Raw genomic sequence first — 15,268 nt, forward strand, 5'->3', positions numbered from 1 at the left:
CAGGCCACTAGACTGGGCAGCAAGTCCCGAGCTTGCGCGATACCTGGCGACTACACTATAGCCATTGGCCATGACTGCTGACCTGCTGAGACGCTATGATCGCGCATACCCCGACCATCTTTGCCTCGGTTGCTCTCGTGGCGACGATCATGGCCTTCTGCCTGATTCTCGTTGGCCAGTTCAACCTGCGCGACGGCCTGCTTACCAGTGGCTGCGGCTTGCTCGCGCATGCCCTGGCCTATGTCTGTTACACCCTCTATGGACAGGCGCCGCTGTGGCTCACCTACGGCGTCGCCAATACGCTGCTGGCTGTAGCGCTGGCGTTCTACAGCATCGGTATTTTCCGCATCCGGGTGCTGCCGGTGCCCTGGCTGCACATCCTCAGCCTGCCGGCCCTGATGCTGCTGTCGATGGCCCTGCTGATCGACACCCGCGAACCGCGCATGCTCGCCGCTTCTGCCGTGCTGGTCATGCAATGCCTGCTGATCATTCACTGGGCCCGGCAACATGCCCTGCCGGGCGGCCGGGCGCACCTGCTGCTGATCATCGGCGCCAGCATCAGCCTGCTGGGCCTGCTGGTGCGCGTGGCCGCGATCCTCAGCGGCACGGCCAGCGAGATGCAGTACGACGTCAGCAACCTGAAGCAGACCATCTCCGTCAGCCTTGGCACGGTCACGGTGATGATGCTGTCCCTCGGCCTGGTATTGCTCTCCAAGGAGCGTAGCGAATCGACACTGCAGCGCATGGCCCTGCGCGATGCGCTGACCGGCATTCTCAATCGCCGGGCCATCCTCGAGCAGTTCTCCGGCGAACTGGAGCGCGCCCGCCGCGCCCACGCGACCCTGGCGATCGCCATGATCGATATCGATCATTTCAAGCAGATCAATGACCTCTACGGCCACCTGGCAGGCGATGAGGTGCTCTGTCATTGCGTCTCTCACCTGCAGCAGCGCCTGCGCGAATCCGACACCATCGGCCGCTATGGGGGCGAGGAGTTTTTTCTGCTGCTGCCCGACACCGGCACGACCGGGGCCATGACCGCTCTCGATGACTTGCGCCAGTCGTTGACCGAGAGCCCCGCCCAATTCGGCGACCTCAGTATCGGACTCAGCTTCAGCGCCGGGATCTGGTGCGGCGTGCCCGGCCCCGAGGACAGCATCGCCAGCCTGATCGCCCAGGCGGACGCCGCGCTGTATGCGGCCAAGGCCGGCGGACGCAATACCCTGCGCCTTGCACAAACGGCGCAAAAAACCCCGGGAGTGGTGCCGCACGGCGAACTGGGCACCCTTGGTTGAACCCGGCGCGGGATGACTGCTAGCCGGGATCGTTGCAGAACGCCCGCGCGCGGGTTAACGCTGCGCAGTCTCGCCGCCGACCGAGCCCTACCTGTCCACACGCTCCATCTGGGCCTGCTCGTAACGCGGATAGAGGTGGCTGACGCTGCGAATCAGCTCGTAGCGGCTCAGGCTGACAGCGGCAAAACGTGGCGGGATGGCGACGCCAATCAATTCGCTCATCTCCGCCCCCTGGGCGGCACCCTCGCGCATCACGCTATCGAGCCAGCCAAGGTAGTCACGCATCTGGGTGAATGGCGCAGCACTGCTGGCAACCGGGCCATGGCCGGGGACGATCTGCTTCCAGGGCAACGCCTGCAGTTGCTCGAGGTCGCGCAACCAGACATCCAGCCCCGGTGTACCCGGAGTGGTCAGCGCGCGCTGATAGAACAGCAGGTCGCCGGCGAACAGCACGCCGCTGGTTTCGTCGAGAATCGCCAGGTCGGCGCCGGTATGGCCGCGCAACCCCAACAGACGCAGACGTCGGCCAGCGACATCGAGGAGCCCGGGGCTGAGGGTTTGCGTCGGCAGTACGACTTCGGTGCCGCGCATCCAGTCGCCGACCAGGCGATACATGTTCTCCGCCATGGCCTCGCCCTGTTCGGCCAACAACGCCGTGGTGGCGGCCAGGGCGGCAATCGGCACATCGGCGAAGGCCTGGTTACCCAATACGTGATCGGGGTGATGGTGGGTCAGCCACAGGGTGAGCACCGGCTTGTCGGTGACCGTGGCAATCGCCCGGCGCAGCGCTTCGCCATAGCGTTTCGACGGCCCGCTGTCGATCACCAGCACGCCCTGAGCGGTGACGATGAAGCCGCTGTTGACGATATTGCCGCCATTGTTCTGGGCAAAATTGTCGGTGCTGCCTTCCAGCAACCAGACGCCATCGGCAATCTGCCTAGGCTGCAGGCCGTAGTCGAAGTCGGCCCGCGCCACCAGGGCGCAGCCCAGCAGGGCCAGTACAAGGATCCAGCGCATAAGCACCTCTTGCGCAGTTCAGGCGGCGCCGCGGCTACGGCGCATCAGGCGTCAGGGCGCGAGCTTGACCTCGCTGATCTGGATCAGAGGCTGGCTGTCGGTGAAGTTGGACAGATCGCCCATGATCCGCTCGGCGTGCGGGGCAAAGCTTTTCTGGAAACTCTCGACGCTGTCGAAATACAGGTGACCCATGGCGACGAAGGGCGCCTGGCTGCCCGGGTCGGCGCTGGCCAGCCCCTGGTCCACGGCGATGGCCTTGAGGGCATCGCCCAGGCACTTGCGCACGATGTCCATGTGCTGGTTGCAGTAGTAGTGGAGGTCGAAACGCACGCCGGGATTGTTCGGGTAGAGCACGCTGACTTTGATCATTGGGCTTCTCTCACTGGTTAGGGTTTGCCGGTTCTTGTTCGCGGCTGGGCACTCAAGAGCTTACAACGCCGCCTTGAACTCATTGCCATTGTTATCGCGCAGCCACAGCTCGGTTTCACCCTCGCCCTGCACCTCCAGGCTGAGGGTCGGGTTCTCGCTGACCGAGGGGAACAGCTCGAGCGTGGCCAGGACCTTGCCATTGCCGTCACGCAACTCGGCCTGATTGAGGTAGAACTCGGGAATGCCGCCGACCAGACCATTGTCCATCGGGTGGGCGATCTGCACACGCAGACGACTGGAATCTGCCAGGGCGAAGCGCTTACCCAGCACCTGGCCGAGACGTTCTTCCCAGCCGGCTTCGGCGCGCACCACACTCGGTGCGGTACAGCCACCGCCGGCAGCGTCGATATAGCTGGAGCCTACATGCCAGATGCCGTCACGGGTCAATACCGCCGCGCGGATCGGCGTGGCCTGCTCGATGCGGATGCGAATTGCCAGGCGCGGCAGCACCTCGGCACCCGGTGCGAAATCGAAAATCTGCGCGATGGGGTTGAGTTCGGCCCAGGCCAGGATCCGTACCACCTGGCCCCGATAGGCACTGGCATCGACCAGGATCGGCACCTGGCGGGCATCTTCGGCGAAGGGTGGCAGCAGGACCCGAACCTGCTCATCGAAGACGAAAGGCGCGCCATCGAGCAGGCGCGCGTGATGGTAGTTCCACATCACCGAAGTGACTGGATCGCCCTCGACGCTCCAGCCCGTGCAGGGCCAGGCGAGCAACGCCAACAGCAGCAAAGACCTGCCATCCATCACACATCTCCTGCCTGGCGAACCCGCTGCAACACCAGCTCCAGGCTGGCGCGCGCTAAGTCGCTACTCGACCTCCTGATACAACCCCGGCAGTTCGTAACGCAGGCCATAGCGGCCATAGAGTTGCTTGATATCACCGGCGAGAATCAGCTCTTCGAGCTTTTCCTCCAGGGCGTAGGCCAGCTGCCGGTTGCTTTCGTGCACCGCCATGCCAATGTCCCAGACCTGCCTGCCCATGTTTGGATAGGCGTTCTCGGCCAAGGCCAGGTTGCTGTCTGCGGCCTGTTTCACCTGCCAGTCGATCTCACCGCGCATGGCCATCACCGCATCGACTTCGCCCTTCTTCATCCCGGCAAAGGCAGCCTGGGGATTGGTGAAGTGGTGGGTCTTGCCGCTGAGCATGCCGTCGAACACCGAGGACAGGTAAAAGGACGGCACGCTGTCGACCTCGACGCCAATCGGGTGCTGCTGGAATACCGCCACACTGGGCACGGCCTCGAGCCGGCGCCGATCATAGGCGACCTGCCAACGCTCGCGCTGGTAGGGGCCGAACATCACCACCAGCTCGTTGACCAGTTCGCCGAACTCGTTGCTCATGTGGGAAAACTCGCGATCGTAGGGCACGCGCAGCATCACGTCGGCCAGCACCTGCGGGCGCAGGTAATGGCCACGCCAGATGTAATCGCGCAGATCGTCGTCGAGCTTCTCCCCGGCCGGCGCCCAGATCAGTTCCAGCTTGAGGCCCAGACCACTGGCCAGGGCCTGGGCCACCTCGTAGTCGACCCCGCGTGGCTGACCATCCTGCTGGAAGCTGTAAGGCGGGAAATCCTCATAGAGGGCGACCTTGAGCACCCCCGACTCGATGATCGAGTCGTAGCTGCGCACCGGCGCCTGGGCCTGGGCCGGTGCAGCCAGCGGAACCAAGGTACTCAGCAACGCACTCAGCAGCAGGACACTCAGGCGCATGGCCGTCACTCCTCGATCGCCACGCTCTCCAGGTAGCTGCGTATGGCCCACAGCGCTTCCTGGCTGAGGTAATCGGCCATCTTCGGCATATACACCCGGCCGTCACGCACCGCACCGTTGATCACCCGTTCCTTGTACCACTCATCACCCAGGGCGCCGACTTCGAGCAGGCGCAGATCCGGGGCGATGCCGCCGGACTTGGCTTCCAGGCCGTGGCAGGCCGCGCAGTTCTGGTTGTACGCCGAGGAGCCGATTTCGATCGCCTTGGGGTTGTCGCGGTAGGGGTTTTCTTCCAGCCACTCTTCACCCAGCGGTTCCAGTCCTTCGGTCTTGACATCTTGCGGCACCACATCGCCATGCGCCCAGAGATTGGCCGAGAAAGCCAATAGCAGCAGGGCGGCAGCGGTTTTTTGTTTGATTTTCATGATCCAGACCTCTTCGAAAACACGCAGGACAGACTTTATGGAGTTTGCTTGTAGCCATCTTAGAAACACCCGGGCGCGCATCGAATGCTGCTTTGGTGGCTCGCGCCTAGTCCCTTGGTAGTAGAGCTTGTGGCGGCCGAGCGGCTGGGCTTTCGCAGCAAGGCTGCTGGTGTCGACGGCTAATCTGGCGGCAACAGCCGGACTGCACCGCTGCGTCTTGCCACACGTAACCGAGACATGGCCATGGCTGTTTGCAGGAGCCGGTCACCGAGTGCAGGTACCGACCAGTTGCTTGGCGTATCTGCCAGGCAAAGAACGGTGCGAGAACACCTCCGGCTGAACCCGCGGTCAGCCGGTAAAGCGCCAACACCTGGGAGCGGCGAACCTGAACAGCGAAGCAGAATATTTGAGCGTTGGCTTACTTGACCACGAAGTAGCCGAGCATGCCCTTGCCTTCCAGGCCCTTGGCGTAAAAGCGGTACTTGCCGGGTTTGATCGGCACGAAGAAGATTTCCGCCTCGCCGGCATCCTCGAACTCGAGTTCGGTGAGGGTGATCGCCTTGATCTCCACGCCACCGGCTTCGACCTTGCGCAGGAAGATCGAGGTGGCGAATTCCGGCGCCTGGAAGGCGTACTCCTTCTGCCCGCTGGCGATGATCTTCAACTGGTAGGCCTTGCCGGTTTCCAGCTGGTATTCCATCTGCGACATGCTGTAGTCGCTGGCTTCGCCGCCCAGCACCAGGTCCGGCAGTGCGGTGCCACGGCGGGTCAGGTCGCCGGCGGCATGCAGATTGTCGAAGCCGATCAGACTGCCAATCAGCAACAGGGGGAGAAACAGCGCTTTGAGAGTACGCATGGAGGTCACCTATTATTGTTATGGGTCGATGCAGCCATGCTAGAACCCCTTGCCCTGCGCCGGTTTACTACCTTGGTACCGCCCGCCTGGTACTTTGTACATATTCCCCCGCCCGCTCACTGTTCCTATGCTGACAGCACCTACACAGGAGTTGTCCATGCGCCAGACCAGTCGTCTTCTCTTGCTCTGTGTCGCCGTCACTCTCGGTTATGCGGCCATGGGCCAGGCCAACAGCCCGACGGCCGAGCTGCAGGTGCGCATCGCTTATCTGGGCTATACCCCGGCAACCGGGCCGCTGCTGTCCAATGTGATTGGCGAACCCGAGGATGCCGGCCTGCGCGGCGCCGAACTGGCGATTGCCGACAGCAACAGCACCGGGCGCTTTCTCAAGCACGCCTACAGCCTCGACGTCGTCGAGCATGACGACAGCGAAAGCCTGCTCGCCGCCGCCACCGCGCTGCATGGCCAGGGGGTGCGCCTGTTCGTGGTCAACGCCCCCGCGGCGACCCTGCGTAAGCTCAGCCAGACACTCGACGACAGCCTGCTGATCAACGCCGGCAGCAGCGACGACAGCCTGCGCCAGAGCGAATGCCTGGCCAACGTGCTGCACACCCTGCCGAGCCGGGCGATGCTTGCCGATGCCCTGGCGCAGTTCCTCGCCGTGCGCAAATGGTCGCGCTGGCTGCTGATCAGCGGCCCCACCGAGGACGATCAGGCCTATGCCGCGGCCTTGCGCCGGGCGGCCAAGCGCTTCGGCCACCAGATAGTCGCGGAGAAGGCCTGGAGCTTCGACAACGACCAGCGCCGCAGCGCCCAGGCCGAGATGCCGCTGTTCACCCAGACCAAGGAATACGACGTGGTGCTGGTGGCCGACGAGCGCGGCGACTTCGGCGAATACCTGCCCTACCAGACCTGGTACCCGCGCCCGGTGGCCGGCACCCAGGGCCTGACCCCGACCGGCTGGCACAAGACCGTGGAAACCTACGGTGCCGCGCAGTTGCAGAAGCGTTTCGAGGCCCATGCCAAGCGCTGGATGAACGACCGCGACTACGCCGCCTGGATCGCCGTGCGCAGCATCGCCAGCGCGGTGAGCAAATTGCGCCAGAGCGACGCCGCAGCGATCCGCACGCTGGCCCTCAGCGACCAGCTGCCGCTGGACGGTTTCAAGGGCCGCAAGCTGAGTTTCCGCAGCTGGAACGGCCAACTGCGCCAACCGATTCCCCTGGTGCATCCCCGCGCCCTGGTCAGCAACTCGCCGCAGGAAGGCTTTCTCCATCCCAGCAGCGAGCTGGACAGCCTTGGCTACGACGCCCCGGAAGTCAGCTGCACGCTGGCCGCTTCATCGTGAATTCTGAACAACAAGAGGAATAATCCCATGCGTATCGCCTTGCTCGCCGCGAGCATCAGCCTGGCCCTGGCCAGCACTTCGAGCCTCGCCGCCACTGCCTATGTGTCCAACGAGAAAGACGACAGCATCAGCGTGATCGACCTCGCCACCATGGAGGTCAGCGCCACCCTGGAAGTCGGCATGCGCCCGCGCGGCCTGCTGCTGTCCAGCGACAACAAGCTGCTGTACATCTGCGCCAGCGACTCGGACCGGGTCCAGGTGATGGATCTGGCGACGCGCAAGATCATCAAGGAACTGCCCTCCGGCGCCGACCCCGAGCAGTTCGCCCTGCACCGCAACGACCGCTGGCTGTATATCTCCAACGAAGACGATGCGCTGGTCACCGTGGTCGACAGCCAGAGCGATGAAGTGCTGGCGCAGATCGATGTCGGCGTCGAACCCGAAGGCATGGCGGTCAGCCCGGACGGCAAGTGGGCGGTCAACACCAGCGAAACCACCAACATGCTGCACTGGATCGACACCAGCACCCACACCCTGGTCGATAACACCCTGGTCGACCAGCGCCCGCGGCATGTCGAGTTCGACGGCGACGGCAAGCGCCTGTGGGCCTCGGCCGAGATCGGCGGCACGGTCAGCGTGATCGACGTCGCCAGCCGGCAGATCGAGAAGGTGCTGACCTTCCAGATCAAGGGCGTGCACCCGGACAAGGTGCAACCGGTCGGGGTCAAGCTCAGCGCCGACGGCAAATATGCCTTCGTCGCCCTCGGCCCGGCCAACCATGTGGCGGTGGTCGACGCCAATACCTACGAGGTACTCGACTACCTGCTGGTCGGCAGGCGAGTCTGGCATATGGCCTTCACCCCGGACCAGAGCCTGCTGCTGACCACCAACGGGGTCAGCGGCGACGTCTCGGTGATCGACATGCAGTCACTCAAGGTGACCAAGTCGATCAAGGTCGGCCGCTATCCCTGGGGCGTGGTGGTCACCCCATGAACGCCCTCGAGGTCAGTGCCGTCGGCTTTGCCTACGGCGCGCGCCAGGCCTTGCAAGGTGTCGACTTCAGCGTCGCGCCCGGCAGCTTCGCCGCGCTGCTGGGGCCGAACGGCGCCGGCAAGTCGACCCTGATCGCCCTGCTCACCCGCCTCTACGACCTGCAGCAGGGCGATATCCAGGTGATGGGCTGCAGCCTGCGCCAGCAGCCACGCCAGGCGCTGCGCCAGCTCGGCGTGGTGTTCCAGCAGAGCACCCTGGACCTGGATCTGAGCGTCGAGCAGAACCTGCGCTACCACGCCGCCCTGCACGGCATGGCCAAGCCATTGGCCTGTGCCCGGATCGACGAGGAACTAACGCGCCAGCAGCTGGGTGAACGCCGTCACGACAAGGTTCGCGACCTCAACGGCGGCCACCGCCGCCGCGTGGAAATCGCCCGCGCCCTGCTGCACCAGCCGCGCCTGCTGCTGCTCGACGAGGCCAGCGCCGGCCTCGACCCGGCCAGCCGCCTGGCGCTCAACCGGCATGTGCGCCAGCTCTGTCGCGATGATGGCCTGGCGGTGCTCTGGACCACCCACCTGCTCGACGAAGTGCAGGCCAGCGACGAGCTGCTGATCCTCAACCGCGGTCGTCTGGTCGCCCAGGGCCTGGCCAGCCAGATAGGTGCCGACGACGCCAGCCTGGCCGCCACCTTCGAACGCCTGACCGCTGATGAGGCACGCGCATGAACGCCTCGCCGCCAATGCGCAGCGCCGCGCTCCCACGGGTATGGCGCAATCGCGTAGGAGCGGCCCATGGCCGCGATCCGCTCGACCATTCGACGCCCATTCGCGGCCATGGCCCGCGCCTACAGACACCTCGCAACGCGGCAGCGGTCTCGACCGCGGCGCGCTTCCGTTTCCCATTCCAAGAGCCCCGGCCGGTATCTGCAATCCTGGTGCGCACGGCGCGCCCTGGCCGCACGCGTCACATCACGGAGCCACAGCCATGAATGCCTACTGGTATTGCCTGCAAGGCATCGTGCAACGCGAATGGCTGCGCTTCGTGCTGCAGCGCTCGCGCTTCTTCAGCGCCCTGGTGCGCCCGCTGCTGTGGCTGCTGGTGTTCGCCGCCGGTTTTCGCGCGGCCCTGGGCATCGCCATCATCGCGCCCTACGACACCTACATCACCTACGAGACCTACATAGTCCCGGGGCTGGCGTGCATGATCCTGCTGTTCAACGGCATGCAGGGCTCGCTGTCGATGGTCTACGACCGCGAGATGGGCAGCATGCGCGTGCTGCTGACCAGCCCGCTGCCGCGCGCCTTCCTGCTCGCCAGCAAGCTGCTGGCGATCGCCCTGATCTCGCTGCTGCAGGTCTATGCCTTCCTCGCCATCGCCTGGCTGTACGGCGTGCAACCACCGCTCTGGGGCCTGCTCAGCGCCCTGCCCGCGCTGCTGCTGGTGGCCCTGCTGCTCAGCGCCCTGGGCCTGCTGCTGTCCAACGGCATCCGCCAGCTGGAGAACTTCGCCGGGGTGATGAATTTCGTGATCTTCCCGCTGTTCTTCCTGTCCTCGGCGCTCTACCCGCTGTGGAAGATGCGCGAGGCCAGCGAATGGCTGTACTGGCTGTGCGCGCTCAACCCCTTCACCCACGCCGTCGAGCTGGTGCGCTTCGCCCTCTACCAGCGCCTGAGCCTCAGCGCCCTGCTGATCTGCCTGGGCCTGACCGTGCTGTTCGCCGTGCTCGCCGTAGTCACCTTCAACCCGCAACACGCCGCCCTGCGCCGGACCAACTAAGCCCATTCGCGGCTGAAGCGCAGCTCCCGGCCACCCCCTACTCAAGCAACCCGGGCGAATACCGCCCGCAACCACCTGCGCCTCGATAAAACAGCCACTTGCTATCATCCTTCTACTACTTTGGTACTGCTTTTCCTCTCCAATGTAGAATTTCCAAAGCAGGGGTATTGCCCTGTAATACGCACACAAAAAGAACCGAGACTTAAGGCGATGAAGCACTGCCTAGCCCTATCAACGGGTCTTTCACTGATCGCATGCCTGCTGCTGGCCGCCCCGGCCCAGGCGGAGACTGCGCTGTTTTCCGTGGATGGCTATCGCCTCAGCCATTACCGCAGCCCCACGCCAGTGCACACCGAGCACGCCCGCACCCTCGACACTCCGGCCGTGCAACTGCTCCTCAACGAACAACCGCAGACCCAACTGATCGACGTATACCGACGCCCGTGGCGGCACGGCCGGTTCATCGAGGATGAAGTGCACGCCAACCTGCCCGGCAGCCTGTGGTTGGCCAATACCGGCGACGGCGAGCTGAGCAGCCAGTGGCAAGACTACTTCAGCCAGCACCTGCAACAGGCCAGCCATGGCGACAAAGGCTGGCCGCTGGTGTTCTACTGCCGCTCCGACTGCTGGCTGGGCTGGAACGCGGTCAAGCGCGCCCACACCCTGGGTTACCACAATCTCTACTGGTACCGTGACGGCATCGACGGCTGGCAGCAGGCTGGCCTGCCCCTGGTCACCGCACAACCACTCGTCCTGCCATAACCGTGTAACCATTTCCCTACGGCTATAGCCACACCATAATCAAAACAATGAGGTGAAAGGCCATGTACAAGATTCTGATTGCCGACGACCATCCGCTGTTTCGCGAAGCCATCCACAACGTCATCAGCGACGGCTTCCCCGGCAGCGAAATCATGGAAACCGCTGACCTCGACAGCGCCCTGGCCATGACCCTGGAAAACGACGACCTCGACCTGATCCTGCTCGACCTGAACATGCCCGGCATGCACGGGCTGAACGGCTTGATCAACCTGCGCAACGAAGCACCGACCATCCCGGTGGTGATCGTTTCCGCCGAGCAGGACAAGCAGATCGTCCTCCAGGCCATTACCTATGGTGCCGTCGGGTTCATCACCAAGTCTTCGCCGCGCGCGCAGATGACCGATGCCATCCAGCAGATCCTCAACGGCAATGTCTACCTGCCGCCGGACATCATCCGCTCGCAAAAAACCACCTCCCAGCGCAGCCACTCGGATCACCACAGCTTCCCTCAGGAACTGCTGCAAGCCCTGACCCGCAAGCAACTGCTGGTGCTGGAACGGATGACCAAGGGCGAGTCGAACAAACAGATCGCCTACAGCCTGGACATCGCCGAAACCACGGTCAAAGCCCACGTCTCGGCGATCCTGCGCAAACTCAATGTGCACAACCGGGTGCAGGCAATCCTGTCCGCCGGCGATATCGACTTCGCCGCCTATTTGCGCCGCTGAGCCCCATCCCCGCCGCCTCGTAGGCTGCGCCGCGCGCACCGCCGGCGGCCCAGATTTCCGTCGAATGACCCGTTCCGCCTTGCGCTGCTCCGACGCCAGGCCGGTGCACCCGGCCGTGACAAATCAAGCCGGTGGCGCCGCTCCGGGCCGGGCGCGCCACGCGCACCGCGACTGGCCGCGGAGCTAACCCCGCCCCTGCTCCAGCAAATGACTCATCGCCGTCTTCAGCTTCATCGGCCGTACCGGCTTGTGCATCAGGGTATGGCCGAGTTCGCGCATCTGCTGTTTGAGTTCGTTGCTGTAGTTGGCGGTGATCATCAGCGCCGGCAGCGGCGTGCTGCGCCTGGAGTTGATCAGGGCCACGGCGTCGACGCCGTTGTGGCCGTCGTCGAGGTGGTAGTCGGCGATCAGCAGGTCGGCGTCGGCGTGGTAGTTGTCGACCTGGCGCGCCAGGTCTTCTTCCGACAGCGCGGTGACCACCTGGCAGCCCCAGGCTTCCAGCAGGGTGCGCATGCCGGCGCAGATCGCCGCATCGTTATCCAGCACCCAGATGCGCGAACCGCTGAGGCGTTCGAGCAGCAGGTCGGGCGCTTCATGCACCACCCGGGCCCTTGGCGCACGGGTGGTCAGGGGGACTTCGATGGCGAACATCGAGCCCTTGCCCAAACGCGAGGACACGCGGATACGGTGGCCGAGCATGCGCGCAATTTTGTCGACGATGGCCAGGCCCAGGCCGAGGCCGCGGTCCTGCTTGCGGTGGGTGACGTCGCCGCGCTTGAACTCCTGAAAGATCTCGCCGAGTTTATCCTCGGCGATACCGATACCGGTGTCCCACACCTCGATCGACAGGCTCTGCCGGTGCCGGCGGCAGCCGAGCAGGATGCGTCCGCTGGTGGTGTAGCGGATGGCGTTGCTGAGCAGGTTGCGCAGAATCCGCGCGAGCAACTGGATGTCACTGCGCACCAGCGCCGAGCTGGCCACAAAGTCCAGACGCAGGCCTTCGCTGCCGGCGATCTGGTGGTACTCGGCGGCGAGGTTTTCCAGCAGTTCGCTGACGGCGAACGGGGCGATATCCGGCTTGATTACCCCGGCATCCAGCTTGGAGATATCCACCAGGGTGCCGAGCAGGCTTTCCACGTCTTCCAGGGAGTTGCTGACGTTGCGTACCAACGCGGCGCTTTCGGCCAATTCGCGTTTTTCCAGCAGTGCGCTGGTGAACAAGCGGGCGGCGTTCAAGGGTTGCAACAGATCATGGCTGACTGCGGCGAGGAATTTGGTTTTCGACAGGTTGGCCTGTTCGGCCTCGCCCTTGGCTTCGCGCAGGCGTGCTTCCATCTGCATGCGCTCGTCGATTTCGCAGCGCAGCTGGGCATTGAGGTCGGTGAGTTCGGCGGTACGTTCGCGCACCCGCTGCTCCAGGTGTTGATAGGCCTGATGCAATGCTTCGGCGGTGCGCCGGCGCTCGGTAATGTCGCGGATCAGCACGAAGATGCCGACCACCTCGCCGCTGGCCTGACGATTGGGCACATAGGAGCGCAGCATGTAGCGCTCCTGGCCATTGTGGTTGGTTTCCGCCACCTCGAAGGTCACGCTTTCGCCGGACAAGGCCCGCTCGATATAGGGCTCCAGGCGTCGGCAATGTTCTTCGTTGTGCACCTCGCGCAGGCTCTGGCCGAGCATGGCGCCGCGCGGCCAGCAGTACCATTCCTCATAGACCTTGTTGGTGAACTCGTAGACCAGATCGGCATTCAGGTAGGCGATCAGCGCCGGCACGTGGTCGGTGATCAGGCGGATCCAGCGCTCGCTTTCGCTGAGCGCTTCGGCATGTCGGTAGCGCTCGGTGATGTCGGTAAAGGTGTTGACGAAGCCGCCGGTGGGCAGTGGATGGGTGCGCACCTCGAGCATGCGGCCGTCGAACAGGCGCAGCTCCAGCTCCTCGATGGGCTTGCCGCTGGCATCGTGGCTGTCGGGGGTCAGCAGTTGCAACTCGCTGTCGGCCATCACCTCGGCGAAGGGTCGATGGGCGTTGATCGGTGCCAGGCCGCAGAGGTCGAGAAAGCGGTGGTTCCACAGCTCCAACTGGCCCTCGGCATTGACCATGGCCATGCCTTGCGACAGGTTGTCCACGGCGCGCTGGAGCAGGCGCGACTTCTGCGCCAGGGCCTGCTCGCGGCGCAGGGTTTCGTTCTGTTTGACCTCGGTGATGTCGGTGTAGAGGATCACCAGGCCGCCCTCGCGGGTCGGCCGTTCGCTGACCTGCACCCAGCGCCCGTCGCGCAGGCGGTAGAGCATGTGCTCGTCGCGGTTGCCGCGCTGCTCCTCGACCACCAGGCCGGTGCTCTTGCTCAGCCGCTTGATCTCCGACAGCCGAGTACCGGCGCCGATGCGCGCGCGGCTGTGCTCCCAGAACGACTTGAAACGGCTGTTGAACAGGACGATGCGCTGTTCGCTGTCGAACAGCACGAAGCCGTCGGAGATGCTCTCGATGGCATCGATCAGATGCTGGTGGGCGGTTTCCGCGCGCAAACGCGCATCGCTGAGCAATTGGTTGCTGGATTTCAGCTCGGCCATCGCCTGATTCAGCGCATCGGTGCGTTCGCGCACCTGTTCGGCGAGCACCACCGAGTGCTGAAAGGCCGCATAGGCATCGTCGCCGCGCGAATGGACCGACTCGACCCGCTCGATCAGTGCGGTATTGATGCGTTTGAGCTTGTGGTTATCCTTTTCCAGCGCCGCACAGCGGGCTTGCAGCTCGGCGACATCAACCGCGGCCGGGACGGCCAATGGCGACTCCGGTGAAGGTTTGGTTGATGTGCATGCCATTGAACTGCTCCCCGTAGGTATTGAAACCTATAACTTGCTGGCTACGCAGGAAGGCCGAGACCGGCTCGACGCCACCGTCGTCCTCGATTTCCAGGCGGCGCAGAAAACAATCGCAGCCGATAGTCAGCAGCAAGGGTCCGAGGCGCTCGCGCAGGCCCTCGAACAGGTTTTCCAGATTGGGCAATAGTGGCCCGGGACGCATGGCGGTCAGGACGATGCCGTTCTCCACCGCACAATAGAAACTCAAACTGAGGTCTTCGTTGACCCGCTGGATCGAACGCACGTAGTACTGGTCGCTGATGCGCACGGCCAAGGGATTGGCGGCGAACACCCGATGATCCAGATCCTCCAGCGCTACGCCGATCAGCTCGGCGTATTCCTGCGCGGCCGGCGCCGCATTCAGCTCATACACCCGGCGGCTGGCGCTGTCGGCCCGGGTGACCACCAGCTTCTCGGCGCAGGGTTCGATGTGATGGGTGCTGAACACCTCGAAATCCAGCCAGGTGTTGAACAGCACCACCACCGCCGCGCCGGTGTGGAACTGGCCGCCATAGTAGACGTGGGTATGGGTCAGGTGGTTGTCGTCGCCGGCCGAACCGCCGAAATGCGGGATGCTGCCGAACGCCGCGCTGAGTGCGCCGAGCACCACCTCCTCGCGGCTGGACAAGCCATCGAGCAGGGTCAGGGCGAAGCTGTGGCCCTTGATCGAAGCCAGCTCGTTGTTGCGGCAATCCTTGGCCAGCCGTTCGACCAACTGCTGGGCGTCGATCAGGCTGAAACGCTCCATTTCGTCGATCAGTGCACTGGAAATGGAGAAGCTGCGGTGATCGAAACCCACCGCACTGACGCAGCTGCGGCCGTAGCCATGCGGGGTGATTTCACCGGCGCTGGTGCAGCCGATCAGGTTGATGCCGCCGAAGTACTGATCCAGCGCCTCGCCGAGGCTTTCCAGGTCGTATTCCGCCGAACAGAAGAACAGCACGAAGCCCAGGTGCGGGTGGATCAGCTGGCGCGCCAGTTCCTGCGCCACCAGCTCCACATCCGTGGCGCTCGAGGTCGCGGTGACGACGCCTTCAGTCCGTTCCTGCTGCATAGCTTGC

The 15,268-nt window shown here is 64.1% G+C and carries 15 protein-coding genes; 7 read left to right on the top strand and 8 right to left on the bottom strand.

The annotated features are described in order from the left end of the window. Nucleotides 1-95 precede the first annotated feature (95 nt). A complete protein-coding gene (locus tag G9C89_RS20120; RefSeq protein WP_172151443.1) occupies nt 96-1,295 on the top strand; it encodes a GGDEF domain-containing protein in 1,200 nt (399 codons plus the stop codon). Between the two features lie 87 nt (nt 1,296-1,382). Here G9C89_RS20120 and G9C89_RS20125 read toward each other — a convergent pair whose 3' ends face one another. The 6 genes from G9C89_RS20125 to G9C89_RS20150 all read right to left on the bottom strand — a co-directional run bounded on the left by G9C89_RS20125 (nt 1,383) and on the right by G9C89_RS20150 (nt 5,738). Then, a complete protein-coding gene (locus tag G9C89_RS20125) occupies nt 1,383-2,312 on the bottom strand; it encodes a quinoprotein relay system zinc metallohydrolase 1 (RefSeq protein WP_172151445.1) in 930 nt (309 codons plus the stop codon). 51 nt (nt 2,313-2,363) lie between these two features. Further along, entirely contained in the window at nt 2,364-2,681 is a 318-nt protein-coding gene (locus tag G9C89_RS20130) for an EthD family reductase (protein WP_172151447.1), read from the bottom strand. 60 nt (nt 2,682-2,741) lie between these two features. Then, the gene (locus G9C89_RS20135) at nt 2,742-3,491 is read right to left on the bottom strand and encodes a quinoprotein dehydrogenase-associated SoxYZ-like carrier (protein WP_172151448.1); all 750 of its coding nucleotides are present in this window, start codon (nt 3,489-3,491) and stop codon (nt 2,742-2,744) included. Nucleotides 3,492-3,554: 63 nt separating this feature from the next. Continuing rightward, the gene (locus tag G9C89_RS20140; RefSeq protein ID WP_172151449.1) at nt 3,555-4,457 is read right to left on the bottom strand and encodes a substrate-binding periplasmic protein; all 903 of its coding nucleotides are present in this window, start codon (nt 4,455-4,457) and stop codon (nt 3,555-3,557) included. A gap of 5 nt (nt 4,458-4,462) precedes the next feature. Beyond that, complete coding sequence (gene pedF / locus G9C89_RS20145; protein WP_172151451.1) at nt 4,463-4,882, bottom strand: cytochrome c-550 PedF; 420 nt, start codon at nt 4,880-4,882, stop codon at nt 4,463-4,465. A gap of 418 nt (nt 4,883-5,300) precedes the next feature. Further along, complete coding sequence (locus tag G9C89_RS20150; protein WP_172151453.1) at nt 5,301-5,738, bottom strand: copper-binding protein; 438 nt, start codon at nt 5,736-5,738, stop codon at nt 5,301-5,303. 217 nt (nt 5,739-5,955) lie between these two features. Here G9C89_RS20150 and G9C89_RS20155 point away from each other — a divergent pair, with 217 nt between their 5' ends. The 6 genes from G9C89_RS20155 (at nt 5,956) to G9C89_RS20180 (ending at nt 11,345) form a co-directional block, all read left to right on the top strand. After that, on the top strand, nt 5,956-7,086 hold the full coding sequence (locus tag G9C89_RS20155; RefSeq protein ID WP_256674340.1) for an ABC transporter substrate-binding protein: 1,131 nt from the start codon (nt 5,956-5,958) through the stop codon (nt 7,084-7,086). A 27-nt stretch (nt 7,087-7,113) separates the two neighbouring features. Further along, on the top strand, nt 7,114-8,079 hold the full coding sequence (locus G9C89_RS20160) for a YVTN family beta-propeller repeat protein (protein WP_172151457.1): 966 nt from the start codon (nt 7,114-7,116) through the stop codon (nt 8,077-8,079). Continuing rightward, nucleotides 8,076-8,804: an ABC transporter ATP-binding protein gene (locus tag G9C89_RS20165; RefSeq protein WP_172151459.1), complete on the top strand. Its 729-nt coding sequence runs from the start codon at nt 8,076-8,078 to the stop codon at nt 8,802-8,804. The genes G9C89_RS20160 and G9C89_RS20165 overlap by 4 nt, the downstream gene beginning before the upstream one ends. A 259-nt stretch (nt 8,805-9,063) precedes the next feature. Continuing rightward, nucleotides 9,064-9,855, top strand: coding sequence for an ABC transporter permease (locus G9C89_RS20170; protein ID WP_172151461.1), 792 nt, complete (start codon nt 9,064-9,066; stop codon nt 9,853-9,855). Between the two features lie 210 nt (nt 9,856-10,065). Next, a complete protein-coding gene (locus G9C89_RS20175) occupies nt 10,066-10,617 on the top strand; it encodes a PQQ-dependent catabolism-associated CXXCW motif protein (protein WP_172151463.1) in 552 nt (183 codons plus the stop codon). 62 nt (nt 10,618-10,679) lie between these two features. Then, the gene (locus tag G9C89_RS20180) at nt 10,680-11,345 is read left to right on the top strand and encodes a response regulator transcription factor (protein WP_172151466.1); all 666 of its coding nucleotides are present in this window, start codon (nt 10,680-10,682) and stop codon (nt 11,343-11,345) included. A 183-nt stretch (nt 11,346-11,528) separates the two neighbouring features. Here the strand turns inward: G9C89_RS20180 and nahK are convergent, their stop codons facing one another. Beyond that, nucleotides 11,529-14,168 carry a hybrid sensor histidine kinase/response regulator NahK/ErcS' gene (nahK, locus tag G9C89_RS20185; protein ID WP_172151476.1) on the bottom strand — a complete coding sequence of 880 codons (2,640 nt, stop codon included), beginning with the start codon at nt 14,166-14,168 and terminating at the stop codon, nt 11,529-11,531. Then, entirely contained in the window at nt 14,107-15,261 is a 1,155-nt protein-coding gene (gene nosP, locus G9C89_RS20190; RefSeq protein WP_172151478.1) for a nitric oxide-sensing protein NosP, read from the bottom strand. Before nosP ends, nahK begins: the two co-directional genes overlap by 62 nt. Between the last annotated feature and the right edge of the window lie 7 nt (nt 15,262-15,268).

Origin of the sequence: Pseudomonas tumuqii (assembly GCF_013184545.1) — a bacterium.
Taxonomy (GTDB): Bacteria; Pseudomonadota; Gammaproteobacteria; order Pseudomonadales; family Pseudomonadaceae; genus Aquipseudomonas; species Aquipseudomonas tumuqii.

Excerpts from the sequence above, each read along its gene's own strand:
- G9C89_RS20160 (WP_172151457.1), top strand. The coding sequence starts at position 7,114 with ATGCGTATCGCCTTGCTCGCCGCGAGCATCAGCCTGGCCCTGGCCAGC.
- G9C89_RS20180 (WP_172151466.1), top strand. The coding sequence starts at position 10,680 with ATGTACAAGATTCTGATTGCCGACGACCATCCGCTGTTTCGCGAAGCC.
- G9C89_RS20165 (WP_172151459.1), top strand. The coding sequence starts at position 8,076 with ATGAACGCCCTCGAGGTCAGTGCCGTCGGCTTTGCCTACGGCGCGCGC.
- G9C89_RS20140 (WP_172151449.1), bottom strand. The coding sequence starts at position 4,457 with ATGCGCCTGAGTGTCCTGCTGCTGAGTGCGTTGCTGAGTACCTTGGTT.
- G9C89_RS20120 (WP_172151443.1), top strand. The coding sequence starts at position 96 with ATGATCGCGCATACCCCGACCATCTTTGCCTCGGTTGCTCTCGTGGCG.
- G9C89_RS20175 (WP_172151463.1), top strand. The coding sequence starts at position 10,066 with ATGAAGCACTGCCTAGCCCTATCAACGGGTCTTTCACTGATCGCATGC.
- G9C89_RS20125 (WP_172151445.1), bottom strand. The coding sequence starts at position 2,312 with ATGCGCTGGATCCTTGTACTGGCCCTGCTGGGCTGCGCCCTGGTGGCG.
- pedF (WP_172151451.1), bottom strand. The coding sequence starts at position 4,882 with ATGAAAATCAAACAAAAAACCGCTGCCGCCCTGCTGCTATTGGCTTTC.
- nosP (WP_172151478.1), bottom strand. The coding sequence starts at position 15,261 with ATGCAGCAGGAACGGACTGAAGGCGTCGTCACCGCGACCTCGAGCGCC.
- nahK (WP_172151476.1), bottom strand. The coding sequence starts at position 14,168 with ATGGCATGCACATCAACCAAACCTTCACCGGAGTCGCCATTGGCCGTC.
- G9C89_RS20135 (WP_172151448.1), bottom strand. The coding sequence starts at position 3,491 with ATGGATGGCAGGTCTTTGCTGCTGTTGGCGTTGCTCGCCTGGCCCTGC.
- G9C89_RS20130 (WP_172151447.1), bottom strand. The coding sequence starts at position 2,681 with ATGATCAAAGTCAGCGTGCTCTACCCGAACAATCCCGGCGTGCGTTTC.
- G9C89_RS20155 (WP_256674340.1), top strand. The coding sequence starts at position 5,956 with ATGGGCCAGGCCAACAGCCCGACGGCCGAGCTGCAGGTGCGCATCGCT.
- G9C89_RS20150 (WP_172151453.1), bottom strand. The coding sequence starts at position 5,738 with ATGCGTACTCTCAAAGCGCTGTTTCTCCCCCTGTTGCTGATTGGCAGT.
- G9C89_RS20170 (WP_172151461.1), top strand. The coding sequence starts at position 9,064 with ATGAATGCCTACTGGTATTGCCTGCAAGGCATCGTGCAACGCGAATGG.